The 25778-nt window shown below is 62.3% G+C and carries 23 protein-coding genes, 1 tRNA gene and 1 riboswitch; of the genes, 13 read left to right on the top strand and 11 right to left on the bottom strand.

Annotation, left to right across the window (positions count from 1 at the left end):
* Nucleotides 1-69 precede the first annotated feature (69 nt).
* From FHS92_RS08705 to FHS92_RS08665, 9 genes are read left to right on the top strand one after another with little or no spacing between them, the layout of a single operon-like run.
* Nucleotides 70-465 (top strand): Zn-ribbon domain-containing OB-fold protein, encoded by a 396-nt coding sequence (locus tag FHS92_RS08705; protein ID WP_184079579.1) that lies wholly within the window; start codon nucleotides 70-72, stop codon nucleotides 463-465.
* Nucleotides 462-1622, top strand: a complete 1161-nt coding sequence (locus FHS92_RS08700) for a thiolase family protein (protein ID WP_184079571.1) — start codon at nucleotides 462-464, stop codon at nucleotides 1620-1622. The genes FHS92_RS08705 and FHS92_RS08700 overlap by 4 nt, the downstream gene beginning before the upstream one ends.
* Before the next feature lie 5 nt (nucleotides 1623-1627).
* Entirely contained in the window at nucleotides 1628-2836 is a 1209-nt protein-coding gene (locus FHS92_RS08695; RefSeq protein WP_184079569.1) for an acyl-CoA dehydrogenase family protein, read from the top strand.
* Between the two features lie 34 nt (nucleotides 2837-2870).
* Nucleotides 2871-3860 (top strand): thiamine pyrophosphate-dependent dehydrogenase E1 component subunit alpha, encoded by a 990-nt coding sequence (locus FHS92_RS08690; RefSeq protein ID WP_184079567.1) that lies wholly within the window; start codon nucleotides 2871-2873, stop codon nucleotides 3858-3860.
* A 17-nt stretch (nucleotides 3861-3877) separates the two neighbouring features.
* A complete protein-coding gene (locus FHS92_RS08685) occupies nucleotides 3878-4891 on the top strand; it encodes an alpha-ketoacid dehydrogenase subunit beta (protein ID WP_184079565.1) in 1014 nt (337 codons plus the stop codon).
* A gap of 10 nt (nucleotides 4892-4901) precedes the next feature.
* The gene (locus FHS92_RS08680) at nucleotides 4902-6332 is read left to right on the top strand and encodes a 2-oxo acid dehydrogenase subunit E2 (protein ID WP_184079563.1); all 1431 of its coding nucleotides are present in this window, start codon (nucleotides 4902-4904) and stop codon (nucleotides 6330-6332) included.
* A complete protein-coding gene (locus tag FHS92_RS08675; RefSeq protein ID WP_184079561.1) occupies nucleotides 6329-6862 on the top strand; it encodes a VOC family protein in 534 nt (177 codons plus the stop codon). The genes FHS92_RS08680 and FHS92_RS08675 overlap by 4 nt, the downstream gene beginning before the upstream one ends.
* Nucleotides 6862-8082, top strand: a complete 1221-nt coding sequence (locus FHS92_RS08670; protein WP_246351877.1) for an acyl-CoA dehydrogenase family protein — start codon at nucleotides 6862-6864, stop codon at nucleotides 8080-8082. The genes FHS92_RS08675 and FHS92_RS08670 overlap by 1 nt, the downstream gene beginning before the upstream one ends.
* Before the next feature lie 4 nt (nucleotides 8083-8086).
* Nucleotides 8087-9154: a phosphotransferase gene (locus FHS92_RS08665; RefSeq protein WP_184079559.1), complete on the top strand. Its 1068-nt coding sequence runs from the start codon at nucleotides 8087-8089 to the stop codon at nucleotides 9152-9154.
* A gap of 30 nt (nucleotides 9155-9184) precedes the next feature.
* Here the strand turns inward: FHS92_RS08665 and FHS92_RS08660 are convergent, their stop codons facing one another.
* Complete coding sequence (locus FHS92_RS08660) at nucleotides 9185-9439, bottom strand: FAD-binding protein (protein WP_246351876.1); 255 nt, start codon at nucleotides 9437-9439, stop codon at nucleotides 9185-9187.
* Nucleotides 9440-9901: 462 nt separating this feature from the next.
* Between FHS92_RS08660 and FHS92_RS08655 the strand changes: the two genes are divergently transcribed.
* Genes FHS92_RS08655 through FHS92_RS08645 form a run of 3 tightly spaced genes read left to right on the top strand, consistent with a single transcriptional unit; the run spans nucleotide 9902 to nucleotide 11584 of the window.
* Complete coding sequence (locus FHS92_RS08655) at nucleotides 9902-10276, top strand: helix-turn-helix transcriptional regulator (protein WP_184079557.1); 375 nt, start codon at nucleotides 9902-9904, stop codon at nucleotides 10274-10276.
* Nucleotides 10273-10839, top strand: a complete 567-nt coding sequence (locus FHS92_RS08650; protein WP_184079555.1) for a DUF1700 domain-containing protein — start codon at nucleotides 10273-10275, stop codon at nucleotides 10837-10839. The genes FHS92_RS08655 and FHS92_RS08650 overlap by 4 nt, the downstream gene beginning before the upstream one ends.
* 28 nt (nucleotides 10840-10867) lie before the next feature.
* Nucleotides 10868-11584 carry a GIN domain-containing protein gene (locus FHS92_RS08645; RefSeq protein WP_184079553.1) on the top strand — a complete coding sequence of 239 codons (717 nt, stop codon included), beginning with the start codon at nucleotides 10868-10870 and terminating at the stop codon, nucleotides 11582-11584.
* 237 nt (nucleotides 11585-11821) lie between these two features.
* Here the strand turns inward: FHS92_RS08645 and FHS92_RS08640 are convergent, their stop codons facing one another.
* From FHS92_RS08640 to uvrA, 6 genes are all read right to left on the bottom strand, one after another.
* Nucleotides 11822-12883, bottom strand: a complete 1062-nt coding sequence (locus FHS92_RS08640) for an SDR family oxidoreductase (RefSeq protein ID WP_184079551.1) — start codon at nucleotides 12881-12883, stop codon at nucleotides 11822-11824.
* Between the two features lie 482 nt (nucleotides 12884-13365).
* Entirely contained in the window at nucleotides 13366-14967 is a 1602-nt protein-coding gene (locus tag FHS92_RS08635; protein ID WP_184079549.1) for a ShlB/FhaC/HecB family hemolysin secretion/activation protein, read from the bottom strand.
* A 75-nt stretch (nucleotides 14968-15042) separates the two neighbouring features.
* Nucleotides 15043-16170, bottom strand: coding sequence for a hypothetical protein (locus tag FHS92_RS08630; RefSeq protein WP_221230969.1), 1128 nt, complete (start codon nucleotides 16168-16170; stop codon nucleotides 15043-15045).
* 148 nt (nucleotides 16171-16318) lie between these two features.
* Nucleotides 16319-16396, bottom strand: a riboswitch (cyclic di-GMP riboswitch).
* 320 nt (nucleotides 16397-16716) lie between these two features.
* Nucleotides 16717-17157, bottom strand: coding sequence for a ParB N-terminal domain-containing protein (locus tag FHS92_RS08625; protein ID WP_184079545.1), 441 nt, complete (start codon nucleotides 17155-17157; stop codon nucleotides 16717-16719).
* A gap of 72 nt (nucleotides 17158-17229) precedes the next feature.
* Nucleotides 17230-17320 (bottom strand) — tRNA-Ser (locus tag FHS92_RS08620).
* 151 nt (nucleotides 17321-17471) lie between these two features.
* Complete coding sequence (gene uvrA / locus FHS92_RS08615; protein WP_184079543.1) at nucleotides 17472-20459, bottom strand: excinuclease ABC subunit UvrA; 2988 nt, start codon at nucleotides 20457-20459, stop codon at nucleotides 17472-17474.
* 612 nt (nucleotides 20460-21071) lie between these two features.
* On the opposite strand from uvrA, the gene FHS92_RS08610 reads away from it, so the two are divergent.
* A complete protein-coding gene (locus FHS92_RS08610; protein WP_184079541.1) occupies nucleotides 21072-21620 on the top strand; it encodes a hypothetical protein in 549 nt (182 codons plus the stop codon).
* A 50-nt stretch (nucleotides 21621-21670) separates the two neighbouring features.
* Here the strand turns inward: FHS92_RS08610 and ihfB are convergent, their stop codons facing one another.
* The 4 genes from ihfB to FHS92_RS08590 all read right to left on the bottom strand — a co-directional run bounded on the left by ihfB (nucleotide 21671) and on the right by FHS92_RS08590 (nucleotide 25723).
* On the bottom strand, nucleotides 21671-21952 hold the full coding sequence (gene ihfB / locus FHS92_RS08605; protein ID WP_184079539.1) for an integration host factor subunit beta: 282 nt from the start codon (nucleotides 21950-21952) through the stop codon (nucleotides 21671-21673).
* A 252-nt stretch (nucleotides 21953-22204) separates the two neighbouring features.
* A complete protein-coding gene (gene rpsA / locus FHS92_RS08600) occupies nucleotides 22205-23920 on the bottom strand; it encodes a 30S ribosomal protein S1 (RefSeq protein ID WP_184079537.1) in 1716 nt (571 codons plus the stop codon).
* Between the two features lie 194 nt (nucleotides 23921-24114).
* A complete protein-coding gene (locus FHS92_RS08595; protein WP_184079535.1) occupies nucleotides 24115-24750 on the bottom strand; it encodes a (d)CMP kinase in 636 nt (211 codons plus the stop codon).
* A gap of 7 nt (nucleotides 24751-24757) precedes the next feature.
* On the bottom strand, nucleotides 24758-25723 hold the full coding sequence (locus FHS92_RS08590) for a methyltransferase domain-containing protein (protein ID WP_184079533.1): 966 nt from the start codon (nucleotides 25721-25723) through the stop codon (nucleotides 24758-24760).
* Nucleotides 25724-25778: the final 55 nt, after the last annotated feature.

The following is a 25778-nucleotide window of genomic DNA, read 5'->3' as shown; positions in this document are numbered from 1 at the left end:
TCCCGGCGCAGGCAGGCCTAAACCGGTGGAAAGAGAATCTCGAAAACCCGTGTCCGGGATGGGAGTGTGATGCGCGCGATTGCCGAAGGCCTGTTTACGCACGAGTGGCCGCCTCGCCTGATCGGCGGTCGCGAGCGGCTGACCGGCCGGATGGTGTTCCCATGCCCAGCGGGGGACGGTTATGAACCTGTCGCGCTGACATCCGAGGGGACCGTGTGGTCGTGGACCGTCCAGCGGTTCCGGCCGAAATCCCCGCCTTATGGTGGACCGGACAGTTTCGCGCCGTGGATCGTGGCCTATGTCGAGCTGGCCGGGCAAGTGATCGTCGAAGCGCGGCTGGTCCATGTCGATCCGGACGCCGTGCGAATCGACATGCCTGTGCGCCTCGCGCCGGTGCCTCTTGATCCCGCGGCGGACGATCCCGTCATGATCCCGGCGTTCGAACCTTTGGGAGACGAGGTATGAGCGACGTGTGCATCGTCGGGGTGGGCATTCATCCGTTCGGGCGGACCGACAGCCTGTCTGGTCTGGACCAGGGGGTGTTCGCCGTCCGCGAAGCGCTGGGCGACGCGGGCGTCGACTGGAAAGACATCCAGTTCGCCTATGGCAGCTCGGATGCGGCGGGTAACCCGGACACGATGGTCGAGCGGCTGGGGCTGACGGGTGTCCAGTTCATCAATGTGCGCAACGGCTGCGCGGCGGGGGGATCGGCGCTCTTCAGCGCGCAGATGGCGATCAAGTCGGGCGAATTCGACCTGGGCCTGGCGGTCGGCTTCGACAAGCATCCGCGCGGGGCGTTCAATGCGCTTCCGGCCGAATATAACCTGCCGGACTGGTATGGCGAAGCGGGCTATATGGTCACGACCCAGTTCTTCGCGGCCAAGATCATGCGCTATATGCACATGTTCGGCATTTCCCGCGAGGCGTTGGGCCGAGTGGCGGAGAAAGCCTTCCGCAACGGCGCCCACGCGCCCCATGCGTGGCGGCGCGTGCCGGTGGGGATCGACGAGATCCTGAACGCCCCCATGGTTTCGGACCCTTATTCCAAATTTATGTTCTGCTCTCCGGCGGAAGGAGGGGTCGCGCTGATCCTCGCCAGCGAGAAGAAGGCACACGCGCTGGGCAAGCCGCTGATCCGGCTGAAGGCGGCAACGATGCGCACCCGTCCGCCGCACAGCTTCGAGGTGTTTTCGCCGTCGATCGACGTGGTTGCGGACGACCGCGCCCCGCGTGGCACCGCAACCCGGATCGCATCGGCCGATGCGTTCAGGGCGGCGGGCATTGGCCCCGCGGATATTCATATCGCCCAGCTCCAGGACACCGAAGCCGGAGCCGAGATCATGCATATGGCGGAAAACGGCTTCTGTGCGGACGGCGAGCAGGAACGATGGCTTGCCGAGGGGCAGACCGAAATCGGCGGGCGTCTGCCGGTCAACACCGACGGCGGCTGTCTCGCCTGTGGCGAGCCGATCGGGGCGTCCGGTTTGCGGCAGGTCTACGAAAATGTCGTGCAGTTGCGGGGCGATGGCGGCGGGCGGCAAGTGCCGGGCAATCCCAAGACGGCCTATAGTCACGTCTATGGCGCGCCGGGCGTTTCAGCCGTGACCATCCTGGAACGATAAGGCAAATGGATATCCAGCTTTCCCCGGAGGACGCAGCCTTTCGTCAGGAAGTGCGCCAGTTTCTGCGCGACCATCTTCCCGAGGAGATCAAGGCACGGGCCGCCCTTACTCCGTCGGTCTTTGTCGAGCCGGAGGTCGGGCAGGCTTGGAACGCCGTTTTGCACCAGAAGGGATGGCTGGGCTACCAGTGGCCGGTCGAATATGGCGGCACGGGCTGGACCCCGTTCCAGCGCTATCTCTTCGAAAAGGAATGCGCCTCTGCGGGTGCGCCCAACCTGACGGTTCTGGGCCTGAAATTGCTGGCGCCGGTCCTCTGGACCTTTGGGACGGAAGCGCAGAAACGCCATTATCTGCCCCGGATCCTTTCGGGTGAGGACTATTGGTGTCAGGGCTTTTCCGAACCGGGGTCCGGATCGGATCTCGCCAGCCTCAAGACCCGTGCGATCCGCCAGGGCGACCATTATGTGGTGACCGGGTCGAAGATCTGGACCACCCATGCGCATCACGCCAACGGCATGTTCACGCTTGTGCGGACCAACCCGGATGTGAAAAAGCAGGCGGGCATTTCCTTTCTGCTGATCGACCTTGACAGTCCGGGTGTGTCGGTCCGGCCGATCCTGACCAATGCGGGCGACCATGAAGTCAACCAGCTCTTTCTGGAGGACGTGATCGTTCCGGCCGAGAATCTGGTGGGCGGCGAGGGGCAGGGCTGGACGATCGCCAAATTCCTGCTGGAGAACGAGCGCGGCGGTTCCTGCCATGCACCCAAGTTGATCTATGATCTCGACCAGATCGTGGCGGCGTCGCGCGATCAGGGTGATGGCCGGGGTGGCCGACTCCTCGACTCGGTGGACTGGAAGCGGCGTCTGGCGCGCGCCAGACTGGGCGCCCACGCGCTCGACATGATCGAGCTCAAGATCGTCGCCGAGATCGCCAAGGGCGCCCCGCCGGGGCCGCAGACGTCGCTGACCAAGCTGCTGGCGTCCAACCTGAGGCAGGAGATCGACCTGCTCGCGGTGGACCTGTATGGGCTGGCTGGCCTGCAGCTCGAGAAGGCGCGTCCCCTCTATGATGAGAATGCCCCTGAAACCATCCTGTCCCCTGCCTCCATGGTCGCTTCGGCACGGTACCTCAACAGCCGGGCATGGACGATTTTCGGCGGCACCAACGAAGTGCAAAATACCATAATCGCAAAGTCTGTGCTGGGCCTATGATCCCGTCCATGACCATGCAGGAGAGGAAATGTCCATGCAGCTGAACCGTGAGGCGCTGACCCGCGCCTATCGACAGATGAAGCTGATCCGCGAATTCGAGGAGCGGCTTCACGAGGAAATCCAGACCGGCGAGATCGCGGGCTTCACCCATCTCTATTGCGGACAGGAGGCCGTCGCGGTGGGTGTGTGCGAGCACCTGACCCCGCGGGACAAGATCGTCTCCACGCATCGCGGGCATGGCCACTGCCTCGCCAAGGGATGCGATGTCGAGGGGATGATGAAGGAGATCTGGGGCAGCCAGGACGGCCTGTGCAACGGCAAGGGGGGGTCGATGCACATCGCCGACGTGGAAAAGGGGATGCTGGGCGCCAACGGCATCGTCGGGGCAGGCGCGCCCATCGCGGTCGGTGCAGCGCTTTCGGCCAAGATTGATGGTCCGGATGCTGAGGGGAAGCTGGGCGTCGCGATTACCTTTTCCGGTGACGGTGCCTGCAATCAGGGCACTACGTTTGAAGCGATGAACCTGGCAGTCGTGACCAAGGCTCCGGCGATCTTCGTGTTCGAGAACAACCATTATTCCGAACATACCGGAAATGCTTATGCGGTGGGGACGCGCGATGACATTGCGAGCCGGGCCGAAGCATTCGGTATGAAGGTCTGGCGGGCGGACGGCACGGACTTCTTCGCTGTCCATGACTGCATGCGCGAAGTGCTCGAATATGTGCGCGTTCCCGGCAACGGCCCGGCCGCTGTCGAGTTCGACACCGAGCGGTTTTTCGGCCATTTCGAGGGCGATCCGCAACGCTATCGCGGAGAGGGCGAGATCGAGCGAATCCGCACGACCCGCGACTGCATCCGCAAATTCCGTGGCAGCGTGACCGAGGCGGGGCTGCTGTCCGATGCCGATCTGGACGATATCGACACGGCGACGCTCGACACAATCGAGGCTGCGGTCAAGGCATCGCGCGCGGCGCCGCGCCCGGGTGCGGCGAACGTGCTCGAAAACGTCTACATAAATTACTGACCGGCGGGAGCGGACACATGGCAAAATTGATGTATCGCGACGCCATTCGCAACACGATCTTCCAGGAGATGCAGCGCGATCCACGCGTCGTTGTCCTCGGCGAAGACGTGGTGGGCGGCATGGGCACGGCGGGCGGACCGGAGGCCATTGGCGGGATCTGGTCGACATCCACGGGCCTTTATGATGCGTTCGGACCGGATCGCGTGATCGACACGCCGATCAGCGAGAGCGCGATTGTCGGCGCGGCGGGCGGCCTTGCTCTGGCGGGCAAGCGACCGGTCGCGGAAATCATGTTCGCCGACTTCATCGGCGTGTGCATGGACCAGCTCTGGAACCAGATCGCGAAGTTCCGGTACATGTTCGGCGGAAAATCCATCTGCCCGGCGGTCATCCGCATGCCGTGCGGGGCGGGCTACAACGCTGCCGCCCAGCACAGCCAGGTCATCCATCAGTTCGTCACCAACATGCCCGGTCTGAAAGTCGTCATGCCCTCGACGCCCGAGGACGCTTGCGGTCTGTTGCGGCAGGCAATCCGCGACGATGATCCGGTCATCTTTCTGGAACACAAGTTCCTCTATGGCATGAGCGGCGAGGTTTCGGACGACCCGGAATTCTGCATCCCATTCGGGCACGCCCGATTGGCGCGCGCGGGGCTGGACGCCACCATCGTCGCCGCAGGGATGATGGTGGGGTACGCGGAAGCCGCCGCCGATGAACTGGCCCGGGACGGCATAGGCTGCGATGTAATCGATCTGCGCACCACGTCTCCCCTTGATGAGGAAGCGATCCTGGATTCGGTCGAAGTGACCGGCCGTCTGGTGGTTGTGGATGAAGCGCCGCCGCGCTGTTCGCTCGCGACCGATATCGCCGCCCTGGTCGCCAGCAAGGCATTCGCCAGCCTGAAGGCACCCACCGAGATGGTGACCGCGCCCCACACACCCGTGCCGTTCGCCCGGGAGCTGGAGAGCGCCTATCTGCCGAGCCCCGCGAAGATCGTGGCCGCGGTCCGCCAAACACTCTCGTACCGCTGAGGAGGGCCAGATGAGCCGCATCCGCGCCTTTACGATGCCGAAATGGGGCATTGAGATGACCGAAGGCACGATTGCCGAATGGATGGTCCATGAAGGGGACACATTCAAGCGCGGCGATACCCTGTGCCTCATCGAAACCGCCAAGATCACCAACGAAGTCGAGGCGGAATATGACGCCACCGTGCGTCGCATCCTTGCCCCTTCGGGTGCGGAGGCCGAGCCGGTCGGTGCGTTGCTCGCCATCTTCGACGAAGGTGCGCATTCCGACGCGGAGATTGATGCCTTTCTCGCCGAATTTCGGCCGGCCGAGGGTGGCTTGGCGATCGGCGCGGGCCGTGCTGCCGCGCCAGCAGAACCGGCTGTGCCGTCTGCCGAGGCCCGCCCCGCCCGGACCAAAATCGAAACCAACCGTCCCATCAGCCCGGAAGCACTGCGCCTGGCCGAGGAAGAAGGGGTGGATCTGTCAGGGATAGAAGGGTCCGGCCGCGGCGGTCGCATCACGCATCAGGATGTGGTGCGCGCGGTACGCGGCCCCGCTCCCCTCGCGACGAAAGGGCTTGCCGCGCTGGTCGCTGACGACGGCGCGGTGTTCGCCTCTCCCCTCGCCCGGCGCATCGCGGCGCTCCATGGGCTGTCGTTGGCGGGCGTGAAGGGCACGGGAGCGCGGGGGCGCATTTCCAAGGCCGACGTGCTGGCGCTTGTCCCACCTTCGGATGCCATCGGTGGGATCGGGGCGCCTGCCTTCATGGCCGGAGCAAACCGTCCGGAGATCGTGCCGTTCGACCGGATCCGCAAGGTTGTTGCCCAGCGGCTGACGCAGGCCAAGCAGGACATCCCGCATTTCTATCTCCGCATATCGGCCAGCGCCGACGCTCTGTTGGACATGCGCAAGTCGGCCAATCTGGTGCTGGGATGCAAGGCATCGCTCAACGACTGGATCGTGAAGGCGAGCGCCGTCGCACTGGTCCGCCATCCCGATGTCAACGTGCAAGTCCATGGCAACGAGATCCACCGCTTTCCCCATGCGGACATCGCCATCGCGGTGGCCAGCCCGAAAGGGCTGGTGACGCCCGTGATCCGACAGGCGGACCGGATGCGGATCGACCAGTTGGCGGCGGAGAGCCGTCGCCTGATCGAAAAGGCGCAGGGCAAGGGGCTGTCGATGGACGATATGGAGGGGGGCACTTTCTCCGTGTCGAACCTCGGCATGTTCGGCATCGAAAATTTCGACGCGATCATCAACCCGCCGCAGGGAGCCATCCTCGCCGTGGGCGCGGCCCAACGCCAGCCGGTGGAAAGTCCCAGCGGCGGTGCGACGTTCGAAACACGCATCTCCTTCACCCTGTCGGTCGATCACCGCGCCATTGACGGCGCGGCGGGCGCGCAGTTCCTCCAGACCCTCAAGTTCCTGATTGAACAGCCGGAAGGACTTTTCGCATGAAGCCCGGTCCCCTCAAGGCGCTGGGTGACATCATCCAGCTGGCCTATTTCCCGACGGATTTCGATGCCGCCCTTTCCTACTGGATCGAAACCATGGGGGTGGGACCGTTCTTCATCCTCAACGATGTCCGGTTGGGCGACATGAAATATCGTGGCCAGCCCACGGATGCGGTGTTTTCCATGGCGATCGGTTATTGGGGCGATATCCAGATCGAACTGATCAAGACCGACAGCGACGCGCCGTCGCTCTATTCCGGTGACTATGCGGTGCGCGACCGTCTGCATCACGTCTGTATTTTCGTCGATGACATACAGGCCGCCCGCGCCGCCTGCGCGCAGGCCGGTGCGGAAGTCATCGTCGAGGGCAAGGTTGGCGATGACGGCGAAGTCATCTATGTCGATCCGGGGCAGGGGCCGGGTCATGTCATCGAATTTCTCCAGCCCGTGTCGGGCAGTGAGGGATTGTTCGCCATGATGAGGGAAGCGGCCCGGAACTGGGATGGAACCGATCCGGTGAGAGTGCTGCAATAATGTCCGTGTTCCAGACCCATCCGGAAGCGATTTCGCCCTATGCCCGCGCTATGGCGGACAAGGTCGAGGCGTTCGTCCGCACCGTCGTCGCGCCCTATGAGAAGGACACGCGCCGCGACCATCATGGCGGGCCGACCGATGATCTGGTGATGGACATGCGGGAAAAGGCCCGGGCGGCGGGCGTGCTGACGCCCCATATCCGGCCAGACGGTACCCATCTGACCCAGCGGGAGACCGCTGTGGTCCTCATTCGTTCCGGCCTGTCCCCGCTTGGGCCGCTCGCCTGCAACACCTTCGCGCCGGACGAAGGCAATATGTACCTGATCGGCCATGTCGGATCGCCCGAACTCAAGGAGCGCTTTCTCAAGCCCTTGCACGCGGGAACCGCCCGGTCGGCTTTCTTCATGACCGAACCGGCCGACTGGCAGGGGGCGGGTTCCGATCCGTCGATGATGAAGACGACCTGCCGCAAGGACGGGAACCACTGGATCGTCAATGGCCGCAAGACCTTCATCACCGGTGCGCTGGGAGCAAAGGTGGGAATTATCATGGCGGCGTCGGCAGAAGAGGAGACCAAGGGCGGCGCGTGCATGTTCCTCATCGATCTGCCCGACGAGGCCATACGCATCGACGCGATTCCCAACACGATCGACAGCTCGATGCCCGGCGGTCATGCGACGCTGACCATCGACAATCTGCGCATTCCCGCCGACCAGATGCTCGGGCAACCCGGTGAGGGCTTCAAATATGCGCAGGTGCGCCTGTCACCCGCGCGGCTGTCGCATTGCATGCGCTGGCTGGGGGCGTGTATCCGCGCGCACGAAATCGCCACGGATTATGCCTGCCGCCGCATGGCCTTCGGCAAGGTACTGATCGATCATGAAGGGGTTGGCTTCATGCTGGCCGAAAACCGGATCCTGATCCAGCAATGCGAACTGATGATCGACTGGTGCGCGAGCGTGCTGGATACCGGCTCGCTCGGCACGGTCGAAAGCTCCATGGCGAAGGTTTCGGTAAGCGAGGCGATGATGAAAATCGCTGACAACTGCGTTCAGGTCATGGGTGGCACCGGCGTCACTGATCGAACAATAGTCGAGCAGGTGTTCCGCGAAGTGCGCGCGTTCCGCATCTATGACGGCCCGACCGAGGTCCATAAATGGAGCCTTGCCAAAACCATCAAACGTGAATGGAAGCAGGCCCATCCTGAGGCCACCGGCTAGTTCGATGAGCAGCGATCTCGCCGCCGCCAATGCCGGTACCGTGGCGGTACGCCCCGGCTATGGCTTTGACGAGGGTGCCCTCGCGCGATGGATGGCCACGCATGTCGAGGATTACAAAGGGCCACTGAGGGTCGAACAGTTTCGCGGCGGACAATCGAACCCGACCTACAAGCTGATTACGCCGGAGCGGACCTATGTCCTGCGCCGCAAGCCGCCCGGTGACCTGCTGCCCGGCGCGCATGCGGTGGACCGCGAAGCTCGGGTGCAGACTGCGCTCGCTCGTGCGGGGTTCCCGGTGGCGAAGATCCACGGCCTCTGCACCGACGATGCTGTCATCGGTACCTGGTTCTATGTGATGGACATGGTGGAGGGGCGGATCTTCTGGGACGCCACGTTCCCGGAGGTATCCCGCGCGGACCGGCCCGCCTATTTCGATGCAATGAACGCCACGATGGCGGCGCTGCATCAGGTCGATTATCGCGCCGTGGGCCTTGAGGACTATGGCCGACCCGGCAATTATTTCGCGCGGCAGATCGGCCGGTGGACCAAGCAATATCAGGCCGATGATCTTGCCGGTCGCAACCCCGATATGGACTTTCTGGTCGATACGCTGCCCACGCTGATCCCGGATGGAGACGAGACCACGCTGGTTCATGGCGATTGTCGCTGTGACAATATGATCTTTCATCCCACCGAGCCGCGCGTGCTGGCTGTGCTTGACTGGGAGTTGTCCACGCTCGGCCATCCTTTGGCGGATTTTGCCTACCACACGCTGATGTACCGGCTGACCCCGGACATTGTTCCCTCTCTGGGTGCGGCGGACCTGACGAGCCTCGGAATTCCTTCGGAGCGAGATTATATCGCTGACTATTGCGCGCGGACAGGGCGCGATGCCATCCCGGATTATGCGTTCTACGTCGGCTTCAACCTGTTCCGGCTGGCGGCCATTTTCCACGGAATCAAGGGCCGGGTGTTACGCGGGACTGCCAGCAACGCAGAGGCAGCAAACCGCGCGAAGAGCTTTCCCATTCTGGCACGCGTGGCGGTCGATGCGCTCTCTGCGCTGACGTGACGGTCTCGCCCGGCCGGTTGCCTACCCGGTTCAGTGGTTGGAGATATGGGTGCCGAGATGCCGACCGGCGATGTAGCCGAAGGTCATACCCGGCCCGAGCGTGCCTCCTGCGCCGCCATAGGCTTCCCCCAGCACAGCAGCCATTGCATTACCTGCGGCGTAGAGACCAGGGATGGGATTGCCACTCCAGTCGAGCACCTGTGCGTTGCCATTGGTTTTCGGACCACCAGCCGTACCGAGAGCGCCGGATTCCATCTTTACGGCATAATAGGGTCCCTGATCCATCACGCCCAAGTGCGATACGTGGCCGGGTGTGGTGGCTCAGGCATTCAGCTGCACCCTTATGTCCATGGTCCGGACGTGGAAGAGCCGCTGTCCTGGTGAATGCGCTACCCTTGCCACCCGCCGCCTTCTGCGCGGATCACCTCTCTCGCCCCATCACGCAATCAGCCTTGTCTATTAATTTCTTCTAGGTCTGCATCGATCGGTGACGTGGATCGGCCAGATGTCTCGATGCGGGCGGCACGTGCGGAAGCGATTGGCGGCAATCTACGGCATAAAGGCTAGGCTGTTTGGTCTGACACACCGAAACGGCAGCTTTTCAACGCTAACCAGGGCCAAGCCGCCCTTCGTTAATGAATCAAGAGCGGCCCCACCATCGGTTCGCGCCTCGACAAAGCATTGCAAGCTACCTTGCAATACACAATAGCATGCAATATACACTTTCTCGAAGCGATGAGGTGATTCGTGCCGGAAGTGATTGAAATCCAACTCAAGAAGGGTGTCCTGGGGCTCTGCGTTCTGGCGCTGCTCGCGCGCGGCGACAGTTACGCTTATGAGATTGCGTCCCGGTTGGCCGACGCAGTCGATATGGGGGAGGGAACCATCTACCCGCTCATGCGACGGATGCAGGGCGATGGACTGGTCGCGACTTACCATGTCGAATCGTCCTCGGGCCCGTCGCGAAAATATTATCGGCTGACCGATGCGGGTCAGGCGAGCCTGGCGACCCAGCTTGCCGACTGGCGCAGCTTCACGAACGCCGTGAACGGGTTGCTCGACCAACCCGACCCCCAAACCCCCGACCCCCAAACCGCAGCGCAGCCGGAGGATCAGGCATGACACGCGACGAATTTCTCAAACGGCTGCGGCGCGGGCTGGAAGGCATGCCCGCCGCCTCGATCGACGATATCATGAACGACTATGAGGTTCATTTCGAAGCCGCGCGCGAAGAAGGTCGCTCGGACGCCGAAGTGGTAGAGGCGCTGGGCGATCCCGGCCGTCTTGCCCGCGAGTTGAGGCTTGAGGCGGGCATCAAGCGGTGGGAGGAGGTGCGCACGCCCTCGTCCGCAGTGGGTGCGGTGGTCGCCTTTCTGGGGCTGGGAGCGCTCGATATCCTCGTACTGATCCCGATATTGCTGCCGGTGATCGGCGTGGTGATCGGCCTCTATGTTGCGATGTTCGGCCTGTTCGTGGCGGGCGGCGGCATATTGATCATCGGCCCGTTCAGCGGGTTTCCGGGGGGACCGGTTGCCGCGCTTCTCTGTGGGCTTGGCCTGATGGCGGCGGCGACGGGCATAACCGCCCTCCTGACCATCGGCTCGATCGGTTTGGTGAACGCGATCCTGTGGTTCGGCCGATTGCACTATCGGGTGCTCAAGCCCGCCATCGATCCCGAAGCATGAGGGCCGGAAGATGAAGGATACACGGACCATGATCAGGAAACTCCTTATCGTCAGCGCCAGTGGAATCGGCCTGGCCATTGTCGCCCTCGGGGGTGCGTGGGCCATCGGCGGAGACGATGTGGCAAAGCGCATAGGAAGCAGAAGCCATATCGACTGGATGATGGATTGGCGCGATGATGATGACTATGGCCCGCAGACGAGTAGGACCGTCTCTTTCGATGGGGCCACCCCTTTAACCATCGACGTGCCGGTAACGCTCGATTATCGGCGCGGCATGGAAAGCCGCATGGTGATTTCCGGTTCGGACCGCGCGTTGAAGGCTCTGCGCTGGGCCGATGGCAGGCTGTCTCTGGACAAAATGGAGCGGCATCATTCAGGGATCAGGGTGACGATCGTCGCACCGCGGCTCACCGGTTTGAGCCTGCAAGCACCAGGCGCCGTCCGTCTGCGCGATATGCAGCAGCCGGAATTCCGCCTGAATGTCGATGGCCCGACAGATGTTGAGGCCGCTGGCACGGTCGGCAAGTTGGAAGTCATCGCTAATGGCGTCGGCAACATCGACCTTGAGGATGTGCAGGCGAAGGACGCGACCGTGAAGATCAATGGCGTCGGCAATGTCGAGATCAGCGCCGCAGGAACGGTGGATGCGGATATGGCCGGCATCGGCAACCTGTCGCTTCATCAGAAGCCGGGGAAACTGAACAGCCGTGCGGTGGGCATCGGGTCTATCGATCATGATTACTAGGGCATCAATCCCTGCGCGTCTTTAGCTCGGGCCGAATAGACGCTGACAGTGCGCTTCCCACTTATTTTGACCTTCCATTGAGGGCGCTCAACGTCCTTGACCCGGTCGGCGTGTCAGCCTGAACCAATGGCGGCTAGCTAGACGGAATTCGACCGCATGAGCCGTACTCTGCTGATTGGCGCATCCCATGTAGATCTGGGTTGGACCGGCTCAACGGCTATCCAAACGTCCAGCAAACTACGGAATCCACCCGCCAGCCCGAAGTTGCTCGAACAGCGTGTAGAATGCATCATCAGTTGCTTGGTAATCCCTGAACCCCATTCTCCGGCTCTTGGACATGTCGGTAACTACCTCTATGGGGCGACCGAGATCGGCATCGGTGTGCCAAGGGGATGCCAGACGCTGGAGGTCGGGCTCCAGAAGGCCTTCCCGTATGGCAATGGCGTGCCACGTGGCGGCATCTGCCGCCATTTGCTGCTCCAGAGGACGGACGGCGCCGTCGAACGGGACAGGTTCGATGCCAAACCATGCCGCGATGCGGCCCCACATCCAGCTCCATCGGAAAACATCGCCGTTGACGATGTTGAAGTCCTCATTCGCGGCAGCCGGTGTCGTCGTCGCCCAGAGCAGATGCCGGGCCAATTGACGAGCATCGGTCATGTCGGTCAGGCCATTCCATTGCGCGGCCGAGCCAGGGAAGATGAAGGGTCGTCCGGTCTCCCTGCAAATCGTGGCGTAGACAGCCAATGTCGTGCCCATATTCATGGCATTGCCGACGGCCACGCCAATCACGGTGTGAGGCCGATGGACGCTCCAAGTGAAGCCGTCGCGTGCCGCCGCAGCGAATAGCTCGTCTTCCTGTGCGTAATAGAAGTTCTCGATCTCGAGCCGACCTTGCTCCTCCCGAAACGGGGTTTGCGGCAAACTGCCTTGACCATAGGCCCCGAAGGGGCCGAGATAATGTTTGAGACCGGTAACCAGTGCGACATGGCGCGGCCCTTCCATTTCCCGCAGAGCCTTAAGAAGGTTACGGACCATGGACGCGTTGACCCGGATGTTCTCCGCTTCGCTGTTCTGGCGTAGCCACGTTGTGATAAACACCGCATCGGGGCGGCAATCGGCAAGGGCCATGGCGGTTGCGTCGGCGTCTTGAAGGTCTGCAAGAATAGGCTGAACGCCCGCTTGATCCGTCGCGCGCCGCGCTAAGCCATCCACCTCCCAACCATGCTCCAAGAGCAATTGTGCTGTCGCGCTTCCGACGATGCCGCTAACGCCCGCAATCAGTGCCTTCTTCGCCATCGTCATGCTCCCATTCTGGGTCCGGACGGCAGCGTGGCTGACGGCAAATCCATGTTGCGTGTATTCCTGAACGGCTCTCGCTAAGCGACGTTCCACAAATGCCCGGTGAATTGAGCGCGCCGGGTCCGTTTATCTGGTGACCACCTCCCTGCGAGAATTTCCGGCAGTGACCCCAAGATCCGGCGACAGTGAAACGGATTTCGGCGAAAGGCGGGTGGAGAAAGCTGGCTGTGGCCCATCATCGGATCTTGTTCGTCGGCGCTTCTAATAATGAGAAAGACGCAAGATGCATCACGTTCAGCGCGGCGCGTGCCATAACCGCTTTTTCCCTGGGCAGATCTGTATTCGTTTGCGCCTAGTGGACACTTCCCCGCATGGGACCAACCCGACAAGACAGTCTCGGTTATTCTGGCCGCGACCCGGTGACCCTCGAATATCGGACGTGCTCAATCATCCCGCCTCATCCGCGGCATGCGGGATTCCTATCGGCGGAGTTTCAACGACCAGGCTATATTGACGCGCCAGCTGCCATCGGGGCCGGCGAACGGCCACTTGATCGCTCGGGCTCCTTCGAGCGACAGCGAAGCACGCGGCGTGTAGGCCATCCGCAATCCACCTCCGGCCGAAGCGAACGAGTAATCGGCCGTTGGCTGGGCAAGGCGCTCCAGCACGCGGATGCGCGCACCGTCAATGAACGCATAGACTTCTGTTCCCTTGAAGCGTTCTGGTAAAGACGGGCGAAGCGCCATTTCGAACGAGCCTGCCGCTCCCCGATCGCCACTCAGCAAGGCGGTATCAAACGCCCTGCCAAAGTCCGCACCGCCGATAACGATCCGCTCGTTCCCGCCCAGCCGATCGTCGCTGTACTGGCCCGTCAGGCGCAACCGGCCCACCAGGCGTTTGCCCAGTGCGCGGTCAACCTGGGCGTTGGCGACGATCTTCGTGAACCGTATGTCTGTAAAGCCCGGCAGTCCGCGAGCGCCCCATATGTCGAGCCCTTGGGTGACCGTCGCAGCGAGGCTAAGCGCACTTCTCGGACCTGCTTCCGCAAAGCCGATCGCAGCGCGCACCGCCCGAATGCGGTCCGATGAAACCACCGCACCCAGATAGGCAGCATTACTGTTCAACCCATCGATGCCGGCGCTTACCGTCAGATTGCGCTTGTAGCCCCGGATAATAGGATAGGAGAGTGAAAGGCCGAGTGTCTGTGCCTCGCCCGTAATCGGCTGCCCCTTCAGCCGGGTGTCCAGCCAAGAACCAGAGAGTCCCAGAACCAAGCCCTGGGCGCCGATCGGCATCTGGTGGCCCAGCCCCGCATAGCGATAGTGCTTGAGGTCACCGGCGGTGAGCACGGCAAGTTCGGTCCGGTCGCCGTCCTGAAACAGGCTGTAAAGCTTCGCTGAGGCGCGTAATTGTCCGTCGCCCAGACCGCTCTGGCTGCGATTATCATATCCGAACGCAAGATCGCTGTGCTTGCGCTCTTGCGTGACAGAAAGGCGGACGCCTCCGGGTTCATCCCCGCGTAGCAGAGTAGCATCGACCTGCGCCCCGGGTATGTCGCGCATCAGCGACAGCGAGCGCTCCAAGGTACGGCGACGCAGGGGCCGCTCGGCCCGAAGAGGCGCGGCGTAAGCCTCAACAAGCGAAGAAGCGCCCTTGGGAAAGGCGATATCCTCGACGAACCCTTCGGCCAGCAGCACGCGGACATGGCCGGAGCCGAAATCCTGCCGGGGAATAGCCACTGTATACAGGGCGATCCCGGTGCGGGAATAAGCGCGAGAAATGGCATGTGCCAGCTCCGCCAGCGTTTGCCGTGTCGCTTTTCGCCCGACATAGGGCCGCGCGGCGTCCGCTACAGCCAAAGGCGCATCCATACCGGAAAAGCCGATGCTGCGGATCGGGACAGCTCCGTCCGCTGCCTCCACGGCGACCGACTGGCTTGTATGGGTCGTCGGCGATGCGTCATCGCCGGGCTGGACAGGGGCCTGTTGATCGCCCGAGCGGATCATCGGCGGGGAAAGAACAGCGGTGCTCGGCTGAGCGAGCGCAAGCAGGGTTGTGGCTGCTGACAGGAGCGTGACCATAAGAACCTTCCGCAAACAGGAGCAAGGGTGGCGGCGGGCGATCGGCAACGCCCGCCGCACACAGGAAGGCTTGCGTCAGCGATGCAGCCCCAACGTGTTGCCGATACCACTCAGCGTGCCGGTCACCGGAGCTAGCACACTGCCGCCCGCTGCGGCTCCCGCGGCTCCCACTGCACCGACTGATGCGCCGCCGCTTCCGACATTTGCCGTGGCCGCTCCGCCCGCGCCCAACGTCGCACCGACCGAGCCGGCGACGGAACCTACGGAGCCCACACCCGAGGAAACGGTCGATCCCACCGAACCCAGCACGCTGCCGGTCCCGCCCGCACCCACGATGGGCGTGGTGGACGGGAGCACAGAGGCGTTGATCAGCGCCGGGTTACCGCTCCCAAGCAGCTGGTTGCCGCCGAGTGCGACATTGAGCAGATCGCCCGCGACGCCTCCGCTCGACGCGGTTACGTTGGTTACGCGCACGTCAGCCAGTCCGTTGACCGACGCAAGTGCAGTATTACCAGCGTTCAACACGCCCAGCGATGCGACAGTCCCGACAGGTTGGGTGTTGCCCAGGGCCCCTACGCCGATTGCCCCGGTCGTCCCGTCCAATCCTGTAATGACCGTCTGGCCTGCCAGGTTAATGGAGACAACGTCGCCTACCACGCCGCGCGCTCCTTCGAGCAACAGCGTCCGCCCTTCGCCCGCATCAACGAGCACGGTGCCGGTGTCGGTCAAGACACGTGTGATCGTTCCCGTAACAGGTTGGGTCACCGGCAGGGCTGTAGCTATGGGCGTCGTGATGTTGCCTTGGCCGTCCGCTACTCCCAGCACCGCATTGCCAGCCGCGACCAACACGGGCGTCACCGGCTGGGCGATGGCGGGCAGGGAGCCTCCGCCGCCGCTCTGTCCAGACCCGCCCCCTGCGGTTCCACCGCCTGTCGAGCCTCCGCTGCCGCCCGAACCACCGCCGGAACTGGCTCCGTCGCCATTTCCGGTACCTGTGCCACCACCTCCACCGGACCCGCTGCCGCTTTCGTTATCAGCGGTTCCACCGCCACTGCCCGAACCGGGCGGCGGGGTGCCGACGCTTGCGATGCGACCGCTGCCGCTCGTTTCGCACGCACTCAGCAGCAATGCCAGTGCCGAACACGCAGCCATAATCGGCAGGGGACCCTGCCCTATTGTCTTTGCAGATGTTGAATGTGCCATGTCCATCGTCTCCTGTGATGCCTCCTGTCGGGATAGGCAGCCAGGGTTCGCACGAAGTTCTTCGTTCATCGGACTGTGCGGGCAGACGCCGGCTCGTGGCCATGTTATCGGCCATCAGCCGACCACTCGCACCCCGAGCCGCGTTAGTTTCGGCAACCCCGCTACCTTGTGTCCAAGGCCGGAAGCTTTGCGTCCCGGCGTCGCCACCGGTTTGCCTTTGTCGGGATCAATGTGATCCACATCTATCAAATCCTAGCTATTGAAATAGTTCAGGAAAATGAAGGTGAATGCGCCGCTAGCTACTTTTTCCGACGGTAACGGCAGGGCAGGATAGCTGTTGAGCGATTTCAGTCACAGTGCCGTTTCATCGTCGCGAGGCAATAGAGCTGACCCCGGCAACGTCCGGCACCTAATAAGAAATACCGAAGTTGGTGTATAAATGGTGGATTGATGAATAGTCGGCGGCGTCGATCAAACCACGACGAGCTTGCGCATTCGAATGACGCCTTTCGACAATCCTAGCATGGCGCGATAATGACCGCTATGTCACAGTCTTTCAGCTACGGACTCCCGGGTCCGATACAACGCTGTCAGCCCAGATAAAATGCAAAAAGCAGAGCGGGCGCGTTGACGGACCTGTGTAGAACCGGTTGTCGATGATGAAGCGTCAATATCCGTCCGAGCCGCGGCGGACGATGCCGTTCGACGTCGCGACCGCATGAAACTCTGCCCTCTTGTTGTCTCGCCGACGATGTTCCAATCGAACACGATCGATGCAATCATGTGGGCCAAGAAGACATACCGTGCGACGATCACCTGTCGAATGGGGCTGGTAAAGTCTCGTTTCGCTTCCAGTCCGCTTCTTTCGACGAAATCCAGTTCCGACCGCACCAGATCGGGATCCCAGCCTGCGAGGAGTGCGATCCTGTTATCGGCAAGGCGAATTCTGCGCTCCTGCGCTTCGGACAAACCCGTGATCGTGATCACGGGCACTTCCTTCAGCCCGAGCTGTGATATGCGAGCCAGTATCGGCCGGAGATTGGATAGGGGCAGACTGAATGGCGGAGCGGGAGGGATTCGAACCCTCGATACGCTTTTGACGTATACTCACTTTCCAGGCGAGCGCCTTCGACCACTCGGCCACCGCTCCGCATGCTCTGGAACGCGGCGTCTAGCCGCTCGGATCGGGGCTGGCAAGCGGCTTGATGGGGGTGCGGCGCGCGATGCAGCCTGGCCCGCGCCCGCTTCCCTGCGTCCGGGGGCGGGGGCAGCGCAGCGTGGATCCGAAGCAAGCCGTCGGATCACTCCGCCGCGACGCTTTCCCCCGCCAGCATCCCGGCAAGATAGCCGCCGGTAAAGCTGCGCTTGTTCTTCGCGACGGTTTCCGGCGTGCCTTCCGCGACGACTTCCCCGCCCTTGACGCCGCCTTCCGGCCCCATGTCGATGATCCAGTCAGCGGTTTTGATAACGTCAAGATTATGCTCGATCACCACCACGCTGTTGCCCTGGTCGACCAGCGCATGCAGCACTTCGAGCAGCTTGCGCACATCCTCGAAATGCAGGCCGGTGGTCGGTTCGTCGAGAATGTAGAGTGTGTTGCCGGTGGCGCGGCGGCTCAGCTCCTTGGCAAGCTTCACCCGCTGCGCCTCGCCGCCTGACAGGGTGGTGGCCTGTTGCCCGACCTTCACATAGCCCAGGCCCACTTCGGCGAGCATCGCCATCTTGTCGCGGATCGGCGGCACGGCCTTGAAGAACTCCACCGCATCCTCGACCGTCATGTCGAGCACGTCGGCGATGCTCATGCCCTTGAACTTCACCTCCAGCGTCTCGCGGTTGTAGCGTTTGCCGCGGCATTCCTCGCAGGTGACGTAGACGTCGGGGAGGAAGTGCATCTCGATCTTGATAAGGCCGTCACCCGAGCACACCTCGCACCGCCCGCCCTTGACGTTGAAGCTGAACCGGCCCGGCTTGTACCCGCGCGCCTGCGCTTCGGGCAGGCCCGCAAACCAGTCGCGGATGTTGGTGAACGCGCCGGTGTAGGTCGCCGGGTTGGAGCGCGGGGTGCGCCCGATCGGCGACTGGTCGATGTCGATCACCTTGTCGCAATGCTCAAGCCCGGTGATTTTGTCGTGCGCGCCCGCGATGATGCGCGCGCCGTTCAAGGCCCGCGCGCTCGCGGCGTAGAGCGTGTCGATCGTGAAGCTCGACTTGCCCGATCCGGACACGCCGGTGATGCAGGTGAAGGTGCCGAGCGGAATGCTCGCCGTCACGCCGCGCAGATTGTTGGCGCGCGCGTTGTGCACCGTAATCTTCTTGCCCGTTCCCTTGCGGCGCTTGACCGGCACCTCGATCCGGCGCGTGCCGTTGAGATAGTCGGCGGTCAGGCTGCCCTTGTTCGCGAGAACCTGCGCCAATGTCCCTTCTGCGACGATCGCGCCGCCATGCACGCCCGCGCCCGGCCCCATGTCCACGATATAGTCGGCGCTGCGGATCGCGTCCTCGTCATGCTCGACCACGATGACCGTGTTGCCAAGATCGCGCAGCCGCTTCAGCGTGATGAGCAGCCGGTCGTTGTCGCGCTGGTGCAGGCCGATCGACGGCTCGTCCAGCACGTACAGGACACCCGACAGGCCCGATCCGATCTGGCTAGCGAGGCGGATGCGCTGGCTCTCCCCGCCCGACAGCGTGCCGGACGTCCGGTCAAGGTTGAGATAATCGAGGCCGACATTGTTGAGGAAGCCCAGCCGCTCGATGATTTCCTTGAGGATCGCCTTGGCGATCTGGTTCTGCTGGCCGTTGAGCTGGTCGGGCAGGGCGGTGAAGAAGGCGAGCGCGTCCACGACGGAACGGCGCGTGGAAATGGAAATGTCCTCGCCCGCGATCTTGACGCTCAGCGCTTCCGGTTTCAGCCGCGCCCCGCCACAGGTTTCGCACGGCTGCGCCGTCTGGTACTTGCCCAGTTCCTCGCGCATCCACGCGCTTTCCGTCTGGAGCATGCGCCGGTTGAGGTTGCCGATCACGCCCTCGAACGGCTTTTTCACCTCATAGGATTTGCGCCCGTCCTGAAAGCGCAGCGTCACCGGCTTGCCGCCCGTGCCGTGCAGGATGATGAGCTTCACTTCGCCGGGCAATTCTGCCCACGGCGTGTCGAGCGAGAAACCAAACTCACGCGCCAGGCTGGAAAGCACCTGCATGTAATAGGGGGAGGGCGGGTTGGATTTCGCCCAGGGCACGACCGCGCCCTTCTTGATGGACAGCGCTTCGTTCGGCACCACCAGTTGTTCGTCGAACAACAGCTTTTCGCCCAGCCCGTCACACGCCGGGCAGGCGCCCTGCGGCGCGTTGAACGAGAACAGCCGCGGTTCGATCTCCGATATGGTGAAACCGGAAACCGGGCAGGCGAATTTTTCGGAAAAGACAATGCGGTTGGCGGGGATGCCCGCACCTTTCATCTTCCCCTGATCCGTCATCCCGGCGAAGGCCGGGATCTCGGGCATGGTCGCGCTGTCGTCGCCTGAGACCCCGGCCTTCGCTGGCGTGACGAGAGATTGTGCGAGTTCCGCCACCGCCCCATCGGCCAGATCGACATAGGCCAGCCCCTCGGCCAGCTTCAGCGCGGTCTCGAAGCTATCGGCGAGCCGTGTCTGAATGTCGTCGCGCACTGCGATGCGGTCGACGACCACCTCAATGTCGTGCTTGAACTTCTTGTCGAGCGCCGGGGCATCCTGAATTTCGTAAAATTCGCCATCGATGCGCACGCGGGTGAAACCCGCCTTCTGCCACTCGGCCAGTTCCTTGCGATATTCGCCCTTGCGTCCCCGCACCACCGGCGCGAGCAGGTAGAGCCGCGTTCCCTCGGGCAGCTGCATCACCCGGTCGACCATCTGGCTCACCGTCTGCGCGCTGATGGGAAGCCCGGTGGCGGGCGAATAGGGAATGCCGACACGCGCCCACAGCAGGCGCATATAATCGTAAATCTCTGTCACCGTGGCGACAGTCGATCGCGGATTGCGGCTGGTGGTCTTCTGCTCGATCGAGATCGCCGGAGACAGGCCATCGATATGCTCGACATCCGGCTTCTGCATCATTTCCAGAAACTGGCGCGCATAAGCGGACAGCGACTCGACATAGCGGCGCTGCCCCTCGGCATAGATGGTGTCGAACGCCAGCGAACTCTTACCAGATCCGGACAGGCCGGTAATGACGATCAGGCTGTCACGCGGCAGGTCGACATCGATGCCCTTCAGATTGTGTTCGCGTGCTCCACGGACGCTGATATGGGTCAGCATTAGGCGGTCGCTCTCAAGAGAAAGGGAGTCTTCATAGCGGCAGTTGTTCCAGATTTGTTCTGCGCGGGCAAGGGCCTCATGCAATAACAATCAGATAGGCGCGCGCACCCAGAATGGAAGGTCTACGGCAAAAAAGGCGGATTGCCGTTACGGCATCCTGCCCGATGTCCGTTTTATACATTTCCATTGAAACCAAGCCCCGTATTACGCTACGTAAGTGATCGATTCGCGGGGGCGGTGGGGCGCTCAAGGGGTGACATGCAGAGCGACAGCGCACAGGATGCGCTGCGTGGTGGTGCCTGTAAACCTTTCCGCACAACAGATTGAGAGATCCTGCAATGCCCGACAGCATCAGGATACGCCTCCGGCCATCCCTTGCGCCGGAGGCGTTTTTCGTTTGGCCAAAGCCTGCCCTGTGAGCCCGCCCCGCCATTCAATCCATGGCGGATGAGGGACTCTCACCCTCAATCCGTCGCAAGCACGCATATTTTATGTTGCGCTGCACAATAAATTCTGATCGATAATGAACAGGGGCAATACAAGTGCTTAAGCCTTTGCTAACCGAAGTGGGCGCATGATGCATTGTCCAGACGAGAAGGGTCGGAGGCACATATGGGTTTCAGTAAGTCGGCAGACGGTTCTATCACCCTGGCAGAGATGCGCGAATTCGCCAGTTTTCCTTCTTCCACGCAGCGCTACATCCGGCGGTCGCTCGATATTGCGCTCAACCGCCGCGATGCCATGGAACTGTGGTCGCGTGACGTCGTGGAAGCCGCGAGCATCCGGGCGCAGGCGCGGGTCTACGGGCGGATCAACGAAATTCGTGCCATGGTCCCCGACGACAGCGGTCTGGAACAGGTGGAGCCGTTCATGGCGCCCTTGGTCACGGTATCCGCGTTCGATCTGGGGCAGGACCGGCTGATCAGCTTCGCCGCCTACCGCTTTCTGTATGAACGGCTGATCGGCGCGGGTGCGCGGCCGTGGCTGCCGGGCGCGTTTTGCGCCGCGGCGAGTCTGCCGCACCTTCATCCGGACAAGCGGCGCGTGCTGCTCCAGTCGATCAGCGAGGCCGCGGCGACCGCCATCGGATGGTCGAACCGGGAACCCAGCTTCTACCCGGAATGGGTGGAAAAGGTCGATATCAGCAAAGCCGCCAACTGAGGCAAACACGCCGGATGCCGGAGCGCTTGCTCCGGCGCCGGAAGTTCGACTTATTTCGCGTTCAGGCGATCGCGGATTTCCTTGCCGGGTTTGAAGAACGGCACTTTCTTTGCGTCAATCGAAACCGACTGTCCGGTGCGCGGGTTGCGGCCGGTGCGTGCCTCCCGCGCGCGGGTGGTGAACGCGCCAAAGCCGCGCAGTTCCACACGCCCGTCAGACGCCAGTTGCTCGCTGATTTCGTTAAAGAAAAGATCCACTATGCGCTCGACTTCGATCAAGGTGAGATCGGAATATTGCTGCGCTAGTTTTTGAACAAGCTCCGAACGGATCATTTGCCCTCCCAGTGCCGGGCGACCCCACGCGCACGACGGGAGTGTCATACCCAAAGCAGAAGAAAATGACAATCAGCAGGATTATTATAAAATCGTGCCGTTTCAATACACTAAATTGTGGAATTGGATAATTTGATTGTTCGAGGATGGAGAGGGGATAAAAAAATCCCCCGCCGGGCATCCAGCAGGGGATCATGGTCTTTATACCGGAAAGCGGCGGTCCACCCAGGCGGACCGCCCCGTCCCTGCGGATCAGCCTTCGCTCTTCGCCTTCAGCGCTTCGCCCAGGATGTCGCCCAGCGATGCGCCGCTGTCGGACGAACCATATTGCGCCACAGCCTGCTTCTCTTCGGCGATCTGCATCGCCTTGACCGAGAAGTTGGGCTTCTTGCTGCGGTCGAAGCCAATGACCATCGCATCGAACTTCTGACCGGGCTGGAAGCGCTCGGAGCGCTGCTCGTCGCGGTCGCGACCCAGATCGCCCCGCTTGATGAAGCCGGTGACGCCGTCTTCGCCCGCCTGCACTTCCAGGCCGCCGTCGCGCACTTCGAGCACGGTGACGGTGACGATGGCGTTCTTCTGCAGGCCGCCTGTGCCGCCGCTCGTGGCCGCGCCGACGCCCGGCGCACCCTTTTCAAGCTGCTTCATGCCGAGGCTGATGCGCTCCTTCTCGACATCGATGTCGAGCACGATGGCCTTCACCATCTCGCCCTTGCGATGCAGGTTGAGCGCGTCTTCGCCGGAAATGCCCCAGGCGATATCGGACATGTGAACCATGCCGTCGACGTCGCCTTCCAGGCCGATGAACAGACCGAACTCGGTGGCGTTCTTGACTTCGCCCTCGACCACGCTGCCGATCGGGTTGCGCTCCGCGAAATTATCCCACGGATTGTTCTGCGCCTGCTTGAGGCCGAGCGAGATGCGGCGCTTGTCGCTGTCGACTTCGAGCACGATAACGTCGACTTCCTGGCTGGTCGAAACGATCTTGCCGGGGTGGACGTTCTTCTTGGTCCAGCTCATTTCGCTGACATGGACCAGGCCTTCGATGCCCGGCTCCAGTTCGACGAACGCACCATATTCGGTGATGTTGGTGACGCGGCCCGAAAGCTTCGCACCCACCGGATACTTGGCCGATGCGCCTTCCCACGGATCGCTTTCCAGCTGCTTCATGCCCAGCGAGATGCGCTGCGTGTCGCGGTTGATGCGGATGATCTGCACGCGGACGGTATCGCCGATGTTGATCATCTCGTTCGGGTGGTTGATGCGCTTGTAGGAAAGGTCGGTGACGTGCAGCAGGCCATCGATGCCGCCCAGATCGACGAACGCACCATAATCGGTGATGTTCTTGACCACACCTTCGATGATCTGGCCCTCGGCCAGCGTCTGGATGAGGCCGCTGCGCTGTTCGGCGCGGGTTTCTTCCAGAATGGCGCGGCGCGACACGACGATGTTGCCGCGGCGGCGATCCATCTTGAGGATCTGGAACGGCTGCGGAATGTCCATCAGCGGGGTGACGTCGCGCACGGGGCGGATGTCGACCTGGCTGCCGGGCAGGAACGCGACGGCGCCGTCGAGATCGACGGTGAAGCCACCCTTGACGCGGCCGAAGATGACGCCTTCGACGCGGGCATTTTCCGTGAACTCGGATTCCAGCTTGTCCCATGCGGCTTCGCGGCGCGCGCGGTCGCGCGACAGCATCGCTTCGCCATGGGCGTTTTCGACGCGATCGACATAGACTTCGACTTCATCGCCGACCTTGATGTCGGCTTTCTGGCCAGGCATCGCGAATTCGCGCAGCGAAACGCGGCCTTCGCTCTTCAGTCCGACGTCGATGATCGCCATGTCGTTCTCGATGGCGGTAACGGTGCCTTTTACGACGCGGCCTTCAAAGCCGCCGTCTTCGCCACCCAGTGATTCGTTGAGAAGTGCCGCGAAATCATCCCGCGACGGAAATGCCGTAGAGGCCATAAGTTCAGTCCTTGTACGTCGTTGCTGGCCATCCGGTTGTGTCCGGAGGTCTTTGGCCAAACCACCCGCGCCGCCCCATGCGAACGCGCGTATCCCCCAGAAAACAGCCGGAAAACGCGTGAGTGGGAGAAATGACAAAAAGGGCGCCCGAAGATCTGGCCGTGCCAGGTGCTTCGCCGCCTTGCCCTTGCAGTTCAGCGTTGCCGCCGACGTTCCACCTGCGCGTCCACCAGGGCAATCGCCTGTCGGACGGCCGCGTCTATAGCCATTTCGCTGGTGTCGAGCAAGTCCGCGTCATCCGCGCAGCGCAAGGGCGCGTTGGCGCGGTTGCGGTCTCGCTCGTCCCGCGCGGCGATTTCGGCCGTCAGGGTGGCACGGTCGCCGGTCAGGCCATGCGCTCTCATCTCCGCCAGCCGTCGCTGCGCCCGCACTTCCGGACTGGCGGTAACGAACAATTTGGCGTCGGCCTGCGGCACGATCACCGTGCCGATATCGCGCCCGTCGAGCACCGCGCCACCGGGCTGCGCGGCAAAGGCCCGCTGCCGCGCCATCAGGGCCGCGCGCACCTCGGCATGGGCCGAGACGATCGACGCCAGCGCAGCCGTCGCCTCGTCACGCAGCCGCGGATCGGCGAGCAGCGCATCGTCGAACCCGCACGCCGCCAGCGCATCGCCTGCATCGCGCGCATTCCCCCCGGCCTGCGCCACGCTGAGCCCCACCGCGCGATACAGCAGCCCGGTGTCGAGATGCGGCAAGCCATAATGCTTGGCCAGCGCCCGCGCGATCGTCCCCTTGCCCGACGCGGCCGGCCCATCAACGGCGATGATCAACGTACCCTCACACCTGGGGCCGCTGCATCAGCAGCCCGAACGAGTCGTATTTTTCGTCTGGGGAGCGCCAAAAAGAACGGAGGAGAAGCAGCACGGACGAAAAGAAACTATGGCGCCGGGGTTTCTGACTAGGATCGTGTGAAGCTAACCGGTCCGCGATTGTGGTTTCCCAGCCACGCCAGCTTTGATCGAACTGCCGTACATAGCCATCATAGAGCATATCTATTGGCACAAAACCGATGTTTCTCATCAATTGCTTCAGGTTTGTCGGTGAAAAGAAATACATATGACGAGGAGCGTCGAACATCGTCGAACAAACGGTAAATGTCTTGAAATGCTCCGCCGTGCAGTTCGGGACTTCGATGTAACAGAGACCGCCGGGTTTTGTGAGGCGAAAGACATTCTCCAGCGCTTTGCGAGGATTACGACAATGCTCGAGTGAATGGGTCATCAGGACCAGATCAAAGCTGCCCTCGGACAACGTATCGGGTACATCTTCGCCCGTTCCGGCCTCGACAGTGATCCCCGCCAATGCGGCAAATTCTCGTGCTGCGGCATCAGGGTCAACGCCAGTCACCTCGAACCCGAGGTCGAGGAATCTTTTCAGATGGTGTGCGTGCCCGCAACCCAGATCGCACACTTTTCCGCCTTTTGGCAGGCGCTCCGCGATTTGTGCTGGTTCGAAAGGACGTCGTCTGTCCATCAGCCACGCCAATTTCGTCAATATCTTGTCGGCGATTGTGGGGGGGCGTTTTACAACATGTCCATCGCCATGGGTATAATAGCTGTCAAGCACATAGAATGAGGGGATAGCGTCCGCCGGGGGTAAGGGATCGAGCATTCCCAGCCCGCATGCCGAGCATTTTTTAACCGCCGAATAAGGGGTGGGCTGATTTTTAATCGCGTCGATGGACATAGAGAGCCACGGGCCCAGGGGTGCTTCGCACGCATTGCAGTTCAGATGCTCAGACACCAACAAATTCCCCCCTGTTTCACCCCGCAATCGTTGGCATCTTACATCACGACCA

It is taken from the genome of Sphingobium subterraneum, assembly GCF_014199435.1.
Lineage (GTDB): Bacteria > Pseudomonadota > Alphaproteobacteria > Sphingomonadales > Sphingomonadaceae > Sphingobium > Sphingobium subterraneum.
The sequence above is the reverse complement of the archived record's forward strand: the minus strand, read 5'-3'. Positions and strand labels throughout refer to the sequence as shown.